General features: G+C 61.4%; 17 protein-coding genes. 15 read left to right on the forward strand and 2 right to left on the reverse strand.

Going from position 1 to position 16,926, the window contains the following annotated elements; translation table 11 throughout:
• The 15 genes from PQG80_RS08640 (at position 1) to PQG80_RS08710 (ending at position 14,105) form a co-directional block, all read left to right on the forward strand.
• Positions 1 to 1,287 (forward strand): bifunctional 3,4-dihydroxy-2-butanone-4-phosphate synthase/GTP cyclohydrolase II, encoded by a 1,287-nt coding sequence (locus tag PQG80_RS08640; protein WP_271750857.1) that lies wholly within the window; start codon positions 1 to 3, stop codon positions 1,285 to 1,287.
• 5 nt (positions 1,288 to 1,292) lie between these two features.
• The gene (ribH, locus tag PQG80_RS08645; protein ID WP_217592710.1) at positions 1,293 to 1,763 is read left to right on the forward strand and encodes a 6,7-dimethyl-8-ribityllumazine synthase; all 471 of its coding nucleotides are present in this window, start codon (positions 1,293 to 1,295) and stop codon (positions 1,761 to 1,763) included.
• A gap of 100 nt (positions 1,764 to 1,863) precedes the next feature.
• A complete protein-coding gene (locus PQG80_RS08650) occupies positions 1,864 to 2,676 on the forward strand; it encodes a segregation and condensation protein A (RefSeq protein ID WP_271750858.1) in 813 nt (270 codons plus the stop codon).
• A complete protein-coding gene (gene scpB / locus PQG80_RS08655) occupies positions 2,645 to 3,424 on the forward strand; it encodes an SMC-Scp complex subunit ScpB (RefSeq protein ID WP_432432732.1) in 780 nt (259 codons plus the stop codon). The genes PQG80_RS08650 and scpB overlap by 32 nt, the downstream gene beginning before the upstream one ends.
• 68 nt (positions 3,425 to 3,492) lie before the next feature.
• Positions 3,493 to 4,194 carry a DUF2953 domain-containing protein gene (locus tag PQG80_RS08660; protein WP_271750859.1) on the forward strand — a complete coding sequence of 234 codons (702 nt, stop codon included), beginning with the start codon at positions 3,493 to 3,495 and terminating at the stop codon, positions 4,192 to 4,194.
• Between the two features lie 118 nt (positions 4,195 to 4,312).
• Entirely contained in the window at positions 4,313 to 4,798 is a 486-nt protein-coding gene (gene ytfJ / locus PQG80_RS08665; RefSeq protein ID WP_271750860.1) for a GerW family sporulation protein, read from the forward strand.
• 169 nt (positions 4,799 to 4,967) lie between these two features.
• Positions 4,968 to 6,119 (forward strand): D-alanyl-D-alanine carboxypeptidase family protein, encoded by a 1,152-nt coding sequence (locus PQG80_RS08670; RefSeq protein WP_271750861.1) that lies wholly within the window; start codon positions 4,968 to 4,970, stop codon positions 6,117 to 6,119.
• A 99-nt stretch (positions 6,120 to 6,218) separates the two neighbouring features.
• Positions 6,219 to 6,887: a nucleoside recognition domain-containing protein gene (locus PQG80_RS08675; RefSeq protein WP_271750862.1), complete on the forward strand. Its 669-nt coding sequence runs from the start codon at positions 6,219 to 6,221 to the stop codon at positions 6,885 to 6,887.
• A gap of 29 nt (positions 6,888 to 6,916) precedes the next feature.
• Positions 6,917 to 7,447 (forward strand): spore maturation protein, encoded by a 531-nt coding sequence (locus PQG80_RS08680; RefSeq protein ID WP_271750863.1) that lies wholly within the window; start codon positions 6,917 to 6,919, stop codon positions 7,445 to 7,447.
• Positions 7,448 to 7,529: 82 nt separating this feature from the next.
• Positions 7,530 to 8,270, forward strand: a complete 741-nt coding sequence (locus PQG80_RS08685) for a pseudouridine synthase (RefSeq protein ID WP_271750864.1) — start codon at positions 7,530 to 7,532, stop codon at positions 8,268 to 8,270.
• Positions 8,271 to 8,402: 132 nt separating this feature from the next.
• A complete protein-coding gene (locus PQG80_RS08690; protein ID WP_271750865.1) occupies positions 8,403 to 8,933 on the forward strand; it encodes a redoxin domain-containing protein in 531 nt (176 codons plus the stop codon).
• 24 nt (positions 8,934 to 8,957) lie between these two features.
• A complete protein-coding gene (gene resB / locus PQG80_RS08695) occupies positions 8,958 to 10,637 on the forward strand; it encodes a cytochrome c biogenesis protein ResB (protein WP_271750866.1) in 1,680 nt (559 codons plus the stop codon).
• Positions 10,634 to 11,893, forward strand: a complete 1,260-nt coding sequence (gene ccsA, locus PQG80_RS08700) for a cytochrome c biogenesis protein CcsA (protein WP_271750867.1) — start codon at positions 10,634 to 10,636, stop codon at positions 11,891 to 11,893. The genes resB and ccsA overlap by 4 nt, the downstream gene beginning before the upstream one ends.
• 58 nt (positions 11,894 to 11,951) lie before the next feature.
• Positions 11,952 to 12,668 carry a response regulator transcription factor gene (locus tag PQG80_RS08705; RefSeq protein ID WP_271750924.1) on the forward strand — a complete coding sequence of 239 codons (717 nt, stop codon included), beginning with the start codon at positions 11,952 to 11,954 and terminating at the stop codon, positions 12,666 to 12,668.
• A gap of 3 nt (positions 12,669 to 12,671) precedes the next feature.
• Entirely contained in the window at positions 12,672 to 14,105 is a 1,434-nt protein-coding gene (locus PQG80_RS08710) for a sensor histidine kinase (protein ID WP_271750868.1), read from the forward strand.
• Between the two features lie 102 nt (positions 14,106 to 14,207).
• On the opposite strand, the gene serA is transcribed toward PQG80_RS08710, so the two are convergent.
• Both serA and PQG80_RS08720 read right to left on the reverse strand, forming a co-directional pair.
• Entirely contained in the window at positions 14,208 to 15,800 is a 1,593-nt protein-coding gene (gene serA / locus PQG80_RS08715) for a phosphoglycerate dehydrogenase (RefSeq protein WP_271750869.1), read from the reverse strand.
• Positions 15,801 to 15,981: 181 nt separating this feature from the next.
• On the reverse strand, positions 15,982 to 16,905 hold the full coding sequence (locus PQG80_RS08720) for a hypothetical protein (protein ID WP_271750870.1): 924 nt from the start codon (positions 16,903 to 16,905) through the stop codon (positions 15,982 to 15,984).
• Between the last annotated feature and the right edge of the window lie 21 nt (positions 16,906 to 16,926).

Here is a 16,926-nt window from a genome sequence, read left to right on the forward strand (position 1 = left end):
ATGACGGAATCGGGATTCGATACGATCGAAGCGGCGCTCGAGGATCTGAAGCAAGGCAAGATGGTCTTGGTCGTGGACGACGAAGACCGGGAGAACGAGGGCGACCTGATCGCGCTCGCGGAGATGGCGACGCCGGAAGTGATCAACTTCATGATCACGAAGGCACGCGGGCTCGTCTGCGCGCCGATCACCCAGGAGCGGGCCGAACAGTTGGAGCTGCCGCCGATGGTGAGCCACAATACGGATTATCACGGAACGGCATTCACGGTATCCGTCGACCACGTCTCCACGACGACAGGCATATCCGCCTTCGAGCGGGCGATGACCGTGAAGGGACTCATCGATCCGGCGTCCAAGGCGGGCGATTTCCGCAAGCCGGGCCATATTTTTCCGCTGATCGCGAAAAAGGGCGGCGTGCTGCGGCGTTCCGGACACACGGAAGCGGCCGTCGATCTCGCGATCCTCTGCGATTCCGAGCCGGCCGCCGTCATCTGCGAGGTGATCAAGGAAGACGGGACGATGGCGCGCCTGCCCGACCTGCAGCTTTTTGCCCAGGAGTACGACCTGAAGCTGATCTCCATCCGCGACCTGATCCGCTACCGCAACGACAAGGAAAAGCTCGTGAAGCGCGAGGTGTCGGTGCGCATGCCGACGGACTTCGGCGATTTTGAGATGGTGGCCTATTCCAACGAGGTCGACAACAAGGAGCATGTGGCGCTCGTCAAAGGCGTCATCGACGACAGCGAGCCCGTCCTGCTCCGCGTTCATTCCGAATGCCTCACCGGCGATATCTTCCACTCGCACCGCTGCGACTGCGGACCGCAGCTCGAGGCCGCCTTGCGCCAGATCGCCCGAGAAGGGCGGGGCATTCTCCTGTACATGCGCCAGGAAGGGCGGGGCATCGGCCTGCTGAACAAACTTCGCGCATATCAGCTGCAGGAAGAAGGATTGGACACGGTCGAAGCGAATATTAAATTGGGATTCGCCCCCGATCTGAGGGACTACGGCATCGGCGCGCAGATCCTCAAGGATCTCGGCGTCCGCCGCATCCGGCTGCTCACGAACAATCCGCGCAAGATCCGCGGGCTCGAGGGCTACGGGCTGGAGATCGTGGAGCGCGTATCGATCCAGATGACCGAGAACGAAGACAATAAATCGTACTTGAGAACGAAGCGCTCCAAGATGGGGCATCTGCTCTCCTTCGCGGAGGACCTGGAGCAGCCGCTCGTCCCGATCCCGACGATCGAACAAAATGAACAGACCGGCCTCGCGCCGAAGAGAGGATGATAGAAATGGCATTCGTATATGAAGGCAATCTGATCTCCCAAGGTTTAAAATACGGCGTCGTCGTCGGACGCTTCAATGAATTTATCTCCTCCAAGCTGCTGAGCGGCGCGCTCGACGCGTTCAAGCGTCACGGCGCCGAGGACCACGAAGTGGAGGTCGCCTGGGTGCCCGGGGCGTTCGAGATTCCGCTGATCGCGCAGAAGATGGCCGAGAGCGGCAAGTACGACGCCGTCATCACGCTTGGCGCCGTCATCCGCGGCTCGACCCCGCACTTTGACTACGTGTGCAACGAAGCCGCCAAGGGCGTGGCCGCCGTCGGACTGAAGACGGGCGTGCCGACGGTGTTCGGCGTGCTGACCGTCGACAGCATCGAGCAGGCGATCGAGCGCGCGGGCACGAAGGCCGGCAACAAAGGCTGGGAGGCCGCGGCGACCGCGATCGAGATGGCCAACCTGACGCGGGCGCTGCAAGGCTGATCGATCTCCAGCACGTATGGGACGGGACGGCGGACGAAGGCGCGGCGCGCCTTCGCCTTCCGTCCCGATCGGCTGTCTGCGCAACTCGCGGGAAGGGTGAATGAACATCGGCACGACCGTATTGTACAAACTGGAAACGTTCGAAGGCCCGCTCGATCTGCTGCTCCACTTGATCGACAAGGCGGAGATCGCCATCGAAGACATATCGATCAGCGATATTACCGATCAATATATGTCCTATCTCGAGGCGATGACGGAGCTGGAGCTGGACGTGACGAGCGAATTTCTCGTCATGGCCGCTACGCTGCTCTCGATGAAGAGCAGGCAGCTACTCCCCAAGCCGCCGGTCACGGACGAGCCTTGGCTGACCGAGTCGGACGACTTCGGCGAGGATCCCCGCGAGGAGCTCATCCGCAAGCTGATCGAGTACCGCAAGTACAAGGCCATCGCCGGGCAGCTGCGCGAGCATGAGCTCGAGCGCAGCCTGGTGTTCACGCGCGAGCCTTACGATCTTTCGCCTTTCGAGCCGCAGGTCAAGCGCAATCCCGTCGAGGGACTGCACGTCGACGACCTGGTCCGCGCGTTCCGCAAGGCGCTCAGGCGAGCGGCGGGACGCAGGCGCGTCTCTGCGATCCAGCGGGACGAGATCTCCGTCAAGGATAAGATCCGCGACATCATGTCGGTGCTCAAGAAGCGCGGCGCGGCGGGAGAGGCCAAGGTCATGTTCTCCCAGCTCGTCGGCGATGCGCCGGTACGCGAGGAGATCGTGGCGACGTTCCTCGCCGTGCTTGAACTCATGAAGCGACGCTGGGTCAGCTGCCACCAGAGCGGATTGTTCGACGAGATCGTGCTGACGTGGACGGGAAGGGAGGCCGACGACGATGGATTATTCGACCTTGAAGTCGGTACTTGAAGGGCTGTTGTTCGTCGCGGGCGAAGACGGCTTGACCAAAAAAACGATCGCGGACATCGTCGAAGTGGACGGCGACGTGGTCACCGACATCGTGAAGGATCTGCAAAAGGATCTGGTGCGCCGCAAGCGGGGCATCCGCATCGCTGAGATCGCCGGCACCTACCGGCTCACGACGGCGCCCGAGCATGCGGCGTACTTCGAAAAGCTCGCGTATTCGCCCGCGAGGACGCCACTATCCCAGGCGGCGCTAGAGACGCTATCCATCGTCGCTTACCGCCAGCCGATCACACGCGTCGAGATCGAGGAGATTCGCGGCGTCAAGGCGGAGAGGCCGCTGCAGACGCTCGTCGCCAAGGACTTGATCGAGGAAGTCGGGCGTGCCGAGCAGATCGGCCGTCCGATCCTGTACGGGACGACAAAGGCTTTTCTCGATTACTTCGGCTTGTCCGGCATCGCGGATCTGCCCGACCCGGTCGCGACGGAGACGGACGACGATATGGAAGAGCGTACGCGCATGCTGTTCGAGCGGATCGAAGGAAGGCAGCTCTCGCTCGACGACCTGGACCGTGCGCTGCTCGCCGGGCTGCCTGCGGACGACGAGGACGGACCGGAGCCGAACCCGATCCTGGATCGCGACGAAGCGAACGACGAGAGCGGGTCTAACCGGGAGGACCGCGATTACCGCGAGAACGTCCAGAGAGAGCGTGCGCCGGCGGCCGCGCCGCAGAGCGACGATTGGGAATTCTAATCTATTTTATGCGCATGAACCCATGTGCCGAGGCCATACTATCCCCATGCGAAAGGCGGGGGGAGCGTATGGTTTTTTGGTATTGGATAGCGGCCGGATGCCTGCTAACAGTCGTCGTCGCTGCCGCGTGTCTGTCCTTCGTCCGTGTCCGGGTCCGCTATTCCCGCAGCGGAAAGCTCGATCAGCTGATTGTTATCGTACACGTGCTGTACGGATTATATCGTTTCAAAATGGAAATTCCGACGATCGGTCTGTCCAGGACGGGGTTGACCTTCCATATGAAAAACCAGACGGATGCGGACGGCGCGGAAAATCAGACGGGGCGGCGGCCCGGGAAGCTGATCAACATGAAAAGCCTGGGGCGATTGCGCCTGGCGGCCAGGGAAATGCTGGTGTCCGTGCGCAGGCTCAAGCCTTGGATGCTCGAAGGGCTGCGCAAAATCGAATGCACGCGTTATCGCTTGGATATCCGGATCGGCACGGGCGACGCGGCGTCGACGGGGGTCGCGACCGGCGTGTGCTGGTCGGTCATGGGGATCGCGGCGGGCGTGCTCGACCGCTTCGTGAAGCTCAAGACGCATCCGCACGGCCGCGTGGAGCCCGAATTCAACCGCGTCGACCTGAACATCGTATGGGAAGCGGATTTCCGGATCCGTGCCGGAACGGCCGCGGCGCACGCGCTGCGATTGCTGCCCCGGATCAAGTACGGCTCGGCGCTGCGCAGAGCGTACAAAAACTGGCGGGCGGTTCCCGGCCAGGCGCCGACCTGATGTAACGATACTTGCTGGGCGCTACATATTCCGAACGATCGGGGGATACCCTATGCGGGCGGGAGGCATCATAGATCCGATGGCCGCGCAGCATACAGCATAGGAGGCGAGCGACAGCATGTCCGAACATCCGATTCAAGGCTTGATGCAGACCGCAATGGAAAATATCAAGCAAATGGTCGACGTCAACACGATCGTCGGCGAGCCCGTACAGACACCGGACGGCAGCGTTATTCTGCCGATCAGCAAGGTCGGATTCGGGTTCGCGGCCGGCGGCTCCGAGTTCCAGGGCATGGAGGAGCAACCCAAGCAGAAGCACGGTCAAAACCAGGAGGGCGGCCACAACGCCAGCGTGCAGATGCCGTTCGGCGGCGGCAGCGGCGGCGGCGTATCCATCAGCCCGATCGCGTTTCTCGTCGTCGGCGCCCAAGGCGTCAAGATCGTGCCTCTCGACAATCAGACGCATCTGTTCGAGCGCCTGATCGATGCCGCTCCGACTTGGGTCGACAAGCTGCAGCGCATGTTCAAGGGAGACAACGAGCAGACGGGCGAGGATCGCCGGATCACCACGATCTCCTCGGATCCGAATTCGAATTCGCACTGACGCTTCAGCCGGCCGGAGGACCAACGAAGCGCAAGGCCTGCCCGTGACAGGGCGCCCGCCTTGCGCTTGTTTTACGTCCGCGACGGCACCGGTCCGCTGCATAACCGCGGACATGCCCGCATACGATGAAGAGACGGACGGCTGAACCAGCCGCAGGGAGGAACCGTTCATGCAAGCTCAACCGACAGGCAAAAAGCGCAACCGCGGCCGGGCGTTCGTCTTGTTCGCCGCGGCGCTGTTGTCCATATATTCGCCGCATAGCGCTTCGGCGTCCGCAATACATGCCGAACCAGCGGCGGCGGCCGCCTCCAAGCCCCGCGCGCCTGCGGTCCTAAGCGTGCCGGGCGAGCCGTCCACGCATGCCAAAGCCGCGGCGTTGATCGACGTCGCGAGCGGCCGGCTGCTCTACAGCTTCCAAGGCGACGAGCCGATGCTGATCGCCAGCACGACCAAGATCATGACGGCGATCATCGCGATCGAGCAGAGCGATCTTGACGACATGGTGACGGTTAGCAGCTCGGCTGCCGGCAAGGAAGGATCCTCCATCTATCTGAAGGCCGGAGAGAAGATGAAGCTGAAGGACATGCTGTACGGTCTGATGCTGCGCTCTGGCAACGACGCGGCGACGGCGATCGCGGAGCACGTGGGCGGCTCGCTCGACGGGTTCGTATACTTAATGAACGCCAAGGCCGAGGAGATCGGCATGACGCACAGCCATTTCGCCAATCCCAGCGGTCTCGACCAGAAGGGCCACTACGCCAGCGCGAACGACATGGCTCGCCTCGCGGCTTACGCCCTGCATAATCCGACTTTTCGCGAGATCGTCGGCACCAAGGTCAAGACGGCCCCGAATCCCGGAGAGGAATGGGATTACCGCTGGGTTAACAAAAATAAAATGCTGAATCTGTACGAGGGCGCGGACGGAGTTAAAACGGGTTATACGAAGCAGGCGCTGCGGACGCTCGTCAGCTCGGCCACGAGAAACGGCCGGCAACTGGCCGCCGTCACGCTTAACGACGGCGACGACTGGAACGATCATGCCAAGCTGCTCGACTATGGTTTCAATGCCTATCCGGTAGAGACGGTGGCGGCAAGAGGCGATGTGGTGAAGGGTTATCCGTTCGTGACCGCCGCGGCGTTTCGCTATCCGTTCCGTAAGGGCGAACGGGACAAGCTTGAGATTAAAATGACGCTATACGGCCCGGAGACGATCGATTACCGGCTGGGTTACCGCGGCAGACTCTCATTTTGGTTGGACGGCAAGCGGATCGGCGCGGTCGAGCTGCTGCCTCTTCCGGAGACGTCTATGCCGTCGTCGTAAATGTCCCCGGCAGGCTTGCGGCCCGGCATGGCTCCGCCTGCCGCATGCGAACGAGTTCTCATTAGAGTCGGCTAAGCACAAAGTAAGGGAGGCGGTCTTATGGTCAACTGGATATGGCTCGGGATGATCGCGCTTAGCGTTATATTCGGCGCTGCCACCGGCCGCGTCCAGCAAGTGACGGAGGCCGCCTTTTCGGGCGCCCAGACGGGCGTGACCGTCTGCTTCGGACTCATCAGCATCCTCGTGTTCTGGATGGGCCTGATGAAAATCGCCGAAGTGTCGGGCATCGTGCGGCGGCTGTCCCTGCTGATGGCGCCGATCGTGCGATGGCTGTTCCCGGACGTGCCGAAGGATCATCCCGCGCTTGGCTACATCTTGTCCAATATGAGCGCCAACCTGCTCGGGCTCGGCAACGCGGCGACGCCGATGGGCATCCGCGCGATGCAGGAGCTCCAGAAGCTGAATGCGAACCCCGCGGTGGCGACGCCGGCCATGTGCACGCTGCTGGCGCTCAATACGGCCAGCATCACGATCATCCCGACGACGCTGATCGCCGTGCGGATGAACTTCGGTTCCGCGCATCCGGCGGATATCATCGGCCCGACGCTGCTTGCTACCGCTATATCTACCGGCGCCGCGATCGTTGCGGACCGCTGGTACCGCCGCAGGGAGCGCCGCGTGCCCCCGTTGACGCCGCCGCCTGCTTCGACTGCTCAGGCCGCTCCTGATAAGATACCGCCGCATACCGTTCCTCCGGTTTCTTTATAGAACTTCCAAGGGAGAAAGGAGCGTCCGCCATGGTAGCCGCCTTGCATGCGCTCTCCGCTTGGGCGATCCCCATGTTCATCGTCCTCATCCCGCTTGTCGCCGCTTTCCGCAAGGTTCCCGTGTACGAGACGTTCGTAGACGGGGCCAAGGACGGCTTTCAGACTGCGATCGGCATCATTCCCCATCTCGTCGGCATGATGACCGCCATCAGCATGTTCCGCTCCTCCGGCGCGATGGACGTGCTGATCGGCGCGGTCGCCCCGTTTTTCGCATGGCTCGGCATCCCCGCCGAGGTGCTCCCCCTTGGCTTGCTTCGCCCGATTACGGGCGCGGGCTCGCTCGCGTTCGCCACCGATCTGATCAAAACGCACGGCCCCGATTCCCTCATCGGACGCATTGCCTCCGTCGTTCAAGGCAGTACCGATACGACCCTCTACGTCGTGACGGTATATTTCGGCGCCGTCGGCATCCGCAACGCCCGCTACGCGCTCAAGGTCGGCTTGTTCTCGGACGCCGTCGGCTTTTTCGCTGCCGTGTTCGCCTGTTGGCTGTTATTTTAGCGCATTCTCCCCTCCAGGCTGCCCCGCCCAAGTTGTGAAAAACCCGCCATCGGAGTATGATGGGGGGTGAGGTGAACCATCAGTGGAAGAAAGATTGCAAAAGATACTCGCGAATGCAGGCGTCGCTTCGAGGCGCAAGTGCGAGGAACTCATCGCGGCCGGCAAAGTGACGGTGAACGGCGAAGTCGTCAAGGAGCTTGGCGTGAAGGCCGATCCGACCAAGGACGTCATCGCGGTGAACGGCAACAAAATCAAAGGCGAGAGCAAGCTATATTTGCTGTTCAATAAACCGAAGGGCGTCATCACCAGCATGCACGACGAAAAGGGACGCACCGTGGTGACGGACTTCCTGAAGGGCGTCAAGGAGCGGGTGTATCCCGTCGGCAGGCTCGACTACGAGACGGAAGGGCTGCTCCTGCTCACGAACGACGGCGAGCTGGCCAACCTGCTCACGCATCCGCGGCATCACGTGGCCAAGACGTACCTGGCGACGGTAGAGCGCGTGCCTCACGGCGCGGCGCTGGACAAGCTCCAGAAGGGCATCAAGCTCGAGGACGGCATCACGGCACCCGCGGAGGTCGAGTATCACGACGTCGACCCGGAGGGCAAGCAGGCGACGATCTCGATCACGATCCGCGAAGGCCGCAACCGCCAGGTGCGGCGGATGTTCGAGGCGATCCATCATCCGGTCATCCGGCTGAAGCGCGTCTCCTTCGGCGGGCTCACGCTGGACAACCTGCAGCGCGGCAAATACCGCAAGCTGACGGACGGCGAAGTGCAAGCGCTGCGAGACGCGGCCAAAAAGGCGGAGCGGGGCGAATAAGACGGCGTTCCGCGCGCCTTCCGTCCCCGGCTTGCGCCGCGTCACACAATGTTCAAAACCGGAGCTCTGGGCGCCTGCCTGCGAATCCGGTATTTTCGTTATAATGGAAGAAAAGGCGCCGGTGGTGACAAAGTGAAGCGTTATCGCAAACCGATTCAATACATCATACTGGCCGTCGTTCTGCTTGTCGGGGGATACGCGATCGGCCAGTCCTTTTTGACGCCCAATAAAGCGCTTAAACCGGGCAGCGAGGCACCGGCATTCGAGCTGCTCGGACTGGACGGCCAGGCGCATGCCTTGGATTCCTACAAGGGCAAGCCGTTGGTGGTCAACTTCTGGGGTACGTTCTGTCCGCCTTGCCGCAATGAAATGCCCGCGCTGCAGGCGCAGTACGACAAGTGGAAGGAAAACGGCGTGCAGCTGATCGGCATTAATCTGAGCGAGGACCGCGTCAGCGTGAACAGCTTCCTCAGGTCTTACGGCATCGACTTTCCGGTGCTGCTCGACAAAAACAAAAAAACGGAACGCAAGTACGGCCTGAAGGAGTATCCGACAACCTTCTTCATCTCGGCCGACGGCAAGATCCAGGACATCGTCATCGGGGGTCCAATGAGCGAGGAAACGATCGAATCCCGCATCGCCCTCCTACTCGGCAAGGATTAGGGCTCTGACAGGAGGCAGCAAGAGTTGATACACAATACGAAGTGCGAGTGCGGTCACCAAAATCCGACGGGGACCGTGCTCTGCGAATCCTGCGGCAAGCCGCTGGTCGAGAATCTCCCGCTGGATACGCCGCTCGAGATGCGGTACGACGGCGCGGCCCGGCGCTCGCAGAAGCAGAATCCGGACGTCATCGACCGCGTCTGGAACTTCTTCTCCTCGGTTAAGATCGCGATTTGGCTCATCATTCTCACGCTCGTCGGGGCCGCGGTCGGCACGATCTATCCGCAGGAGAGCACGTTCATCAACCTGGACGATCCCGCGGCCTATTACAAAGAAACATACGGCACCTCCGGCGCCGTCTACCAGGCCCTAGGCCTCGCGCGTACATACGAGTCCTGGTGGTTCATCGGTCTGCTCGTCATGATCGGCACGTCGCTCGTCATCTGCAGCCTGGACCGGGTGCTGCCGCTGTACAAGGCGCTGTCCAAGCAGCAGGTGCGCAAGCATCTGACCTTTCTGACCCGCCAGCAGACCGTGCTCGAGACCGAGATCCCCGGCGACGCGGATCAGTGGGTGGCGGACTTCGGCGCGCAGCTGAAGCGCAAGCGGTACCGCGTCTGGACGGACGGCACCGCGCTGCTCGCCGAGAAGAACAGGTTCAGCCGGTGGGGCCCGTACATCAACCATATCGGACTGATCATCTTTTTGCTGGCCGTCCTCGGGCGGAGCGTGCCCGCTTGGCACATGGACCAATACGTCAGCGTGGACGAGCATCAGATCAAGCAGATCCCCGGCACGGACTATTACGTCGGCAACGACAAGTTTACGGTGGATTACTACAAGGACGAGGAGCTGCCGGACAATTTGAAGGGCACGGCGCGCGCCAAGCTTTACCAGACGCAGGCGACGCTGTACGCGTGCACGCAGTATTGCGACGACGACCCGCTCCACGATCCGGTACTGGAGAAGGTCGAGAGCCACGCCATCGAGGTGAATTCGCCGCTCGAGTACAAAGGGCTTAAGCTGTATCAATACAATTTCGAGGAAAAGATTCGCCTGATCGAGGTTAAGCCGATGCTCGTGGACGCGGTGAGCGGAAAATCCTACGGACCGTTCGACTTGAAGATGAACGACCCCGCGGAGATATCGCAGGCCGGGCCTTACACGCTGAAGCTGAACGACGTATATCCCGACTTCGGTCTCGACGAGGAAGGCCGTCCCATGACCAAGTCGCGGGACTTCAACAATCCCGCGTTCGTCTTCCTCGTCACGGGCCCGGATCTGGATTCGAAGGGCGAGCTCTATATTTACTTCCCGATGCCGAGCGCCGCCGATAAGGGCGTGCAGCAGCAGATCAACGACAGCTTCAAAAAGCTCGGAAGCAATTCGGGACGATTCAACTTCGAGGTAGGAAAGATGGAGAACGTCACGTTCTCGCAGTTTACGACCTTTTTAAACGTCCGGGTCGACCGGGCGATGCCTTACGTTTGGGTCGGGGCGGCCATCTCGATGATCGGTCTCGTGATGGGCTTCTACTGGCACCACCGCCGCATCTGGCTGCGCGTCGACGGCGGGCGGCTCACGCTCGGCGCCCATACGAACAAAAATACGTACGGCATTCGAAACGAAACGGCGGCCGCGCTCGCCAAAACCGGCGTCGACGTCGATCCGAAGGCGCTCGATAACAGGAGGAATACACAGTGAATTGGCTCGATATCAGCAGCACCGCCTTCCAGGCCGCATTTTACCTCTACTGCGCATCCTTCATCTGCTATGCGATCGCGGTGGCGGGCAAACGCTGGAGCAACCGGAAGCCCGAGCTACACAACCGCCGTTGGGGCCGCTTCGGCTTCATTCTGGCGGTCGCCGGCTGGATAGGTCACCTGACCTTCTTCTTCACCCGATGGAAGGGCGGCGGCCATATCCCGACGAGCAATATGTACGAGTTCATGACCTTCCTCGCGATGGCGATCGTATTCGCGTTCATCGTCGTGCACCTGATCTACCGCAACAATCTGCTCGGCGCGTTCGCGATGCCGCTCGTCATCATCATCATCGCCTACGCGGCCGTGTTCCCGTCCGAGGTACAGCCGCTGATCCCGGCCCTCAACAGCTATTGGCTCAAGATCCACGTCACGACCGCCGCCACGGGCGAAGCGTTCTTCGCGGTCGGGTTCGCCGCCGCGCTCGTGCAGCTGCTGCGCGTCATCGATTTCTCGCGCACCGACAAAGCCGGACGACGCGAACAGAAGTGGGTCGAGTTCGTCCTGTTCTTCATGGTCGTGATCATCGGCTTCCTCGTGTCCGTATTCGCCTTCCGCGGCGGCGGCTACGAGGCCAAGTTCCGGCAGGAGACGGCTCATATCGACCAACAGGGCGTCGCCCAGACCCTCACGCAGACCGTCGAATACGGCCTGCCGCCGATCGTGGCGCCGTATAACAGCGAGAAAATATCCATGCAGCCGTATCTCGGAATCAAGGAGCCGCTGTTCGAAGCGCCGTCCTGGATGAACGGGGTAAACGCGGGACGCAAGCTGAACACCGTCATCTGGTCGCTGCTGTCCGGCGCCATCCTGTACGGCCTGCTGCAACTCATCGCGCGCAAACCGATCGCCGCCGTCATCCATCCGCATCTGACCGACATCGATCCGGAGGACCTCGACGAGATCAGCTACCGGGCGATCGCGATCGGCTTCCCCGTATTTACGCTCGGAGCGCTGATCTTCGCGATGATCTGGGCGCAGATCGCCTGGTCCAGATTCTGGGGATGGGATCCCAAGGAAGTGTGGGCGCTCATCACGTGGCTGTTCTATAGCGCGTACCTCCATCTGCGTCTGTCCCGGGGCTGGCAGGGCACGCGGTCGGCATGGCTCGCCGTCGTCGGCTTTATCGTGGTCCTGTTCACGCTGATCGGCGTCAATCTCGTCATCGCGGGCCTCCATTCCTACGCAGGCGTATAACGGCCATAATGGCGATAATAAGACAAGCGAATCGAACCGTAGAAAGGGGCTTATCCCAATCATGAGCGCCGGCAACCGCATCCTGGTGGTGGACGACGAAGAACGCATCCGCCGCCTGCTCAGAATGTATCTGGAAAAGGAAGGCTACGTCATCGAGGAAGCCGAGGACGGGGAGACCGCGCTGAAGCTGGCGTTGCAGGAAGAGTACGATCTGATCGTGCTCGACCTCATGCTGCCGGGCATCGACGGCATGGAGGTGTGCGCTCGGCTGCGTCAGTCCAAGGCGACCCCGGTCATCATGCTGACGGCCAAGGGCGAAGAAGTGAACCGCGTGCAGGGCTTCGAGGCCGGCGCGGACGATTATGTCGTCAAGCCGTTCAGCCCCCGCGAGGTTATCTTCCGCATCAAGGCCATCCTGCGCCGCTCGTCCGCGACCGCGTTTTTGTCCAAGGAGCTCAATACGAGCAACAACATCGTGTTCCCGCATCTGGTCATCGAGCATGACGCGCACCGCGTGACCGCCGGCGGCCAGGAAGTGAACCTGACGCCCAAGGAGTACGAGCTGCTCCACTATCTGGCGAGCTCGCCGGACAAGGTGTTCTCGCGCGAGGACCTGCTGAAGGACGTATGGAACTACGACTTCTTCGGCGATCTTCGCACCGTGGACACGCATGTGAAGCGGCTGCGGGAGAAGCTGAACCGCGTGTCCACCGAGGCGGCTTCGATGATCACGACCGTATGGGGCGTCGGCTACAAGCTCGAGGTCGCCAAGTAAGCCATGGCGATCTGGAGAACCGTAGTCGGCAAGCTGTGGCTGACGATCATTCTGCTCGTCGGCGTCGTCATTTCCACCGTAGGCCTGTTCCTGCTCAAAATCGTCGACGTGACGGTCAGCGCGGACTCGCTGGCGGAGATCAAGCATTTATTTATCTACTCGGGCGCCGTAGGCTTTTTGCTTACGACGTTCTTCGCTTTTTTCCTGCTGACGAAGATTACGCAGCCGCTGCGCGAGATGAAGCAGGCCGCCAACCGGGTTGCGCAGGGGGAGTACTCGACGCGCCTGGTCGTACGCTCCTGGGACGAGATCGGGGAGCTGGCGGGCAGCTTTAATCAGATGGCCTCCGAGCTCAACACGCTGATCCGCGACATTCAGCACGAGCGAGATCAGCTCGACGGCGTACTGCGAAGCATGAGCGACGCGGTCCTGCTGTTCGACGCCAACGGCAGGGTCAAGCTGACGAATCCGGAGGGACAGCATCTGCTCGAGGTATGGCGCGGCCTGAAGTGGGAGGACGAGGGCGAAGCGGACGAACGGGTGACCGTGCCGGATCCGCTGCGCGATATCTACGATACGTTGATCGCCAAGGGCACGACGCATACCGGCAAGATCCATGTGCAGAGCGGCGTATGGTCGGTCGTCATGACGCCGGTCGCCTCTGGCGAGTACGGCGCGGGGGCGGGCGCCGTCGCCGTGCTGCGCGACGTGACCGAGGAGTTCCGGGTAGATAAGATGCGCAAGGACTTCGTCGCCAACGTCTCGCACGAGATCCGTACGCCTGTCGCCATGGTACAGGGCTATAGCGAGGCGCTGCTCGATGACATCGCCCAGACGCCCGAGGAGCGCCGCGAGCTGGTGCAGGTCATTCATGACGAGTCGCTGCGCATGGGGCGGCTCGTGAAGGATCTGCTCGATCTCGCGCGGCTAGAGGCGGGCTACCTGGACATGACAATGCAGGAGGTCGACGTGAACGCGCTGCTGCAGCGCGTTCACCGCAAATTCTCGGCACTGGCGAAGGAGCGCGGCATCGAGCTGGTCCGTTCGGGCGACGACGCCGGGCTGGTGCTGCGCCGCGCCGATCCCGACCGGCTGGAACAGGTGCTTACCAATCTCATGGACAACGCGCTGCGGCATACGGCCTCCGGCGCGGCGATCGCGCTCAGCGCCTGCACCCGAGTAGGCGACAAAGGCGCCAGGCAGATCGAGATCGCCGTCAAGGACGAGGGAGAGGGCATTCCTGCCGAGGATCTGCCCTACATTTTCGAGCGCTTCTATAAGGCGGACAAGGCGCGCAAGCGCGACTCCAAGGTCGGCACGGGGCTCGGGCTGGCAATCGTGCGCAACCTGGTGGAGGCGCATGGGGGCACGATTCGGGTGACGAGCGCGATCGGCGAAGGCACCGAATTCAAGCTGGTGCTGCCTGCGGGAGATTAAAAGGCGGAACGCTCGCCGGGTCATTACTTTTTGGTTCAAAATGCGAACAAAAAAAGACCGCCGCGGCTATATACCGCGGCGGTCTTTTCGATGCTATCGGTATTAAACGAGCTGAATTTCCTTGGCCGAATTGAGGTCGGGCAGCTCCTCGAGCTGCGTCAGCACGTCCTTTGGAACGGCCTTGTCGACGCCGAGCACCATGATCGCGGCGCCGCCGACGATCTTGCGGCCGACCTGCATCGTCGCGATGTTGACGTCATTGGTGCCGAGCAAGGTGCCGACGCGGCCGATAATGCCCGGTTTGTCGTGGTGCGAGATCAGCAGCAGATGGCCCTGCGACTCGACGTCGACCGGGTACTTGTCGATCTGCGTGATCCGCGGACCGAAGCCGTTGAGCAGCGCGCCGGAGGCGGAACGTTCTTCGCGGCCGGTCTTCAACGTGACGGTTACCAGGTTGGTGAAGCCCTTGGCCGCCTGGGACTTGGTGATGACGATGTTCACTTCGCGCATCTTGGCAAGGTGCATGGCGTTGACTGCGTTCACTTGGTCGGATCCCAAGTGGTGGGAGAGCACGCCCTGAACGACCTGGCGCGTCAGCGGATTCGTGTCCAGGTCGGCCAGCTCGCCGGCGTACGTGACGCTGATCTCCTTAACGGGTCCGTCCGTGATCTGCGCCGCGAAGCTGCCGAGCTTGCGGGCGAGCGTGAAGTACGGCTCGAGCTTCGCGAGCAGGTCGCCAGGTACAGGGGGCATGTTGACCGCGTTTTTGTACGGCTCGTTTCTCAAGATGTGCAGCAGCTGCTCCGATACGTCGATCGCGACGTTCTCCTGGGCTTCCACCGTAGAAGCGCCGAGGTGGGGGGTGACGATGACCTTGGGATGCTTCAGGAACGGATGGTCGGCAGCTGGCGGCTCTTCCTCGAACACGTCGAAGGCGGCCCCTGCGACGCGGCCCGCGTCGATGGCCTCGATCAGCGCCTGTTCGTCGATGATCCCGCCGCGGGCGCAGTTCACGATGCGAACGCCGGGCTTGATGACTTCGAACTGAGCTCTACCGATCATGTGGCGCGTCTCCGGCGTGAGCGGCGTATGCACGGTGATGAAGTCGGCTCCGCGCACGACATCGTCGACGGTCGCCAGGGTGACGCCCAGCTTGTCCGCGCGTTCCTCGGTCAGGAACGGATCGTAGCCGAGCACCTTCATGCCGAACGCCTTGGCGCGCGCGGCGACCTCGCTGCCGATTCGACCCATGCCGAGCACGCCCAGCGTCTTGTTGCGCAGTTCGACGCCGACGAAGGACTTGCGGTCCCACTCGCCGCCGATCGTCTTGGCGTAGGCTTGCGGGATGTGGCGGGCGAGCGCCATCATCATCGCGAACGTATGCTCGCAGGTCGTGATGGTGTTGCCGTCCGGCGCGTTGATGACGACGATGCCGCGCTTCGTGGCGGCGTCCAGATCGATGTTGTCGACGCCGACCCCGGCGCGGCCGATGACTTTGAGCAGCTTGCCGGCGGTCATGATGCGCTCCGTGACGCGGGTCTGGCTGCGCACGAGCAAGGCGTCGTATTCGCCGATGATGGCCACCAGTTCATCTTCGGACAGGCCTGTTTTCTTATCGATGGATATATCGCTTGCCTCGACGAGGAGCGAGATGCCGAGATCGCTGATCGGATCCGATACCAACACTTTAAACATAGTAATCCCCCTGTACTACGAAGTGATGAATATATAGAAAACACCCTAAAACCCCCGCGGCCCTACCGGACCAACAGCGTTTTGAGGGTGATCTCGTAAAAGCGGCGATTCTTATTGTAAAGCAACGCGACTTGAAAATGCAATGGAAAATGTGGAACAATCGTTGACCTCAAGCGTAATATTACGTGCCGGACGAGAAAAAGGGCAGCAGCGGAACGAGCTCTTTGGCATAATATCTTGATTTGAGCGACAGGTAATCGCCGCTTCGGATCGCGTCCGTGCCGGTCAGCATGTCGACGACGGAACGAATCGTCTTTTGCTTCATCCGGTTCGCCTGGCCGGATAGAATGAACTGATCGATCCTGGCGGCCAGGTCCTGCGGCAAGAAATCGTATTCGGCGCGATTCAGGAACATGTACTGGGCCGCCGCCGAATTTTTGACCAGAAGCGGCAGCTTCGACCACTCGGCGTTCGTCAGGATGCCCGGAAGGTCGTACGAGTCCGGAAGGGACAAGTTTACGGTAGACCCCCACTTGAGCATCGCCCCGTAGTACTGGTTCTGGGCGAGCAGGCCAAGGCGGACCGCTTCGGTGTAGTACGGGTTCTTCGATACGCGAGCGAGCGATTCCTCGGCCGAGCCTTCGTTAGCGGCTGCGGCGAGCTGTCCGAAGCTGCTCTCGTACAGCTTCAGGCTCTTGAGGTAATTGTTCTGCGCGTTCATCAAGTCCGGCGTCAGGCTGGATACGGTCGTAACTTTGGATTCCTCGTACTTGGCGGCCGCGAGCTTAGCAAGTTCCTTGAGCGAGGAAGCGCGGTCGGCCGTGTCGTCGGACTGCCAGCGCGTACGGGTTGCCGACCATTCGCCCATCCATTCCCGATGCGGCTGAAATACGTTATGATAGAAGGACACGAGATCCTGCTGGGAATACGCATTCGGCGAAGCGACCGTCTTGGCCGTCTGGGCGGCGGCAGGCTTCGCGTACAACGCTTCCGTCCGCTGCGTGCCGACCTTGACCCCGCTGAAGAAGGCGGCGATCGCGACGATCAGAAAAAATAAAAAGCCGAGCGCAAAGATCAAATCGGTTCTTGAGAGACGTTTTTCCATTTAGTACTCCTCGTAAAGATC

Source organism: Cohnella rhizoplanae (assembly GCF_948329515.1).
In the GTDB taxonomy this organism is placed as follows: Bacteria; Bacillota; Bacilli; order Paenibacillales; family Paenibacillaceae; genus Cohnella; species Cohnella rhizoplanae.

What these genes read in the sequence shown, in the direction of transcription:
- PQG80_RS08640 (WP_271750857.1), top strand. Translation starts at nt 1, where the DNA reads ATGACGGAATCGGGATTCGATACGATCGAAGCGGCGCTCGAGGATCTG.
- ribH (WP_217592710.1), top strand. Translation starts at nt 1,293, where the DNA reads ATGGCATTCGTATATGAAGGCAATCTGATCTCCCAAGGTTTAAAATAC.
- PQG80_RS08650 (WP_271750858.1), top strand. Translation starts at nt 1,864, where the DNA reads ATGAACATCGGCACGACCGTATTGTACAAACTGGAAACGTTCGAAGGC.
- scpB (WP_432432732.1), top strand. Translation starts at nt 2,645, where the DNA reads ATGGATTATTCGACCTTGAAGTCGGTACTTGAAGGGCTGTTGTTCGTC.
- PQG80_RS08660 (WP_271750859.1), top strand. Translation starts at nt 3,493, where the DNA reads ATGGTTTTTTGGTATTGGATAGCGGCCGGATGCCTGCTAACAGTCGTC.
- ytfJ (WP_271750860.1), top strand. Translation starts at nt 4,313, where the DNA reads ATGTCCGAACATCCGATTCAAGGCTTGATGCAGACCGCAATGGAAAAT.
- PQG80_RS08670 (WP_271750861.1), top strand. Translation starts at nt 4,968, where the DNA reads ATGCAAGCTCAACCGACAGGCAAAAAGCGCAACCGCGGCCGGGCGTTC.
- PQG80_RS08675 (WP_271750862.1), top strand. Translation starts at nt 6,219, where the DNA reads ATGGTCAACTGGATATGGCTCGGGATGATCGCGCTTAGCGTTATATTC.
- PQG80_RS08680 (WP_271750863.1), top strand. Translation starts at nt 6,917, where the DNA reads ATGGTAGCCGCCTTGCATGCGCTCTCCGCTTGGGCGATCCCCATGTTC.
- PQG80_RS08710 (WP_271750868.1), top strand. Translation starts at nt 12,672, where the DNA reads ATGGCGATCTGGAGAACCGTAGTCGGCAAGCTGTGGCTGACGATCATT.
- serA (WP_271750869.1), bottom strand. Translation starts at nt 15,800, where the DNA reads ATGTTTAAAGTGTTGGTATCGGATCCGATCAGCGATCTCGGCATCTCG.
- PQG80_RS08720 (WP_271750870.1), bottom strand. Translation starts at nt 16,905, where the DNA reads ATGGAAAAACGTCTCTCAAGAACCGATTTGATCTTTGCGCTCGGCTTT.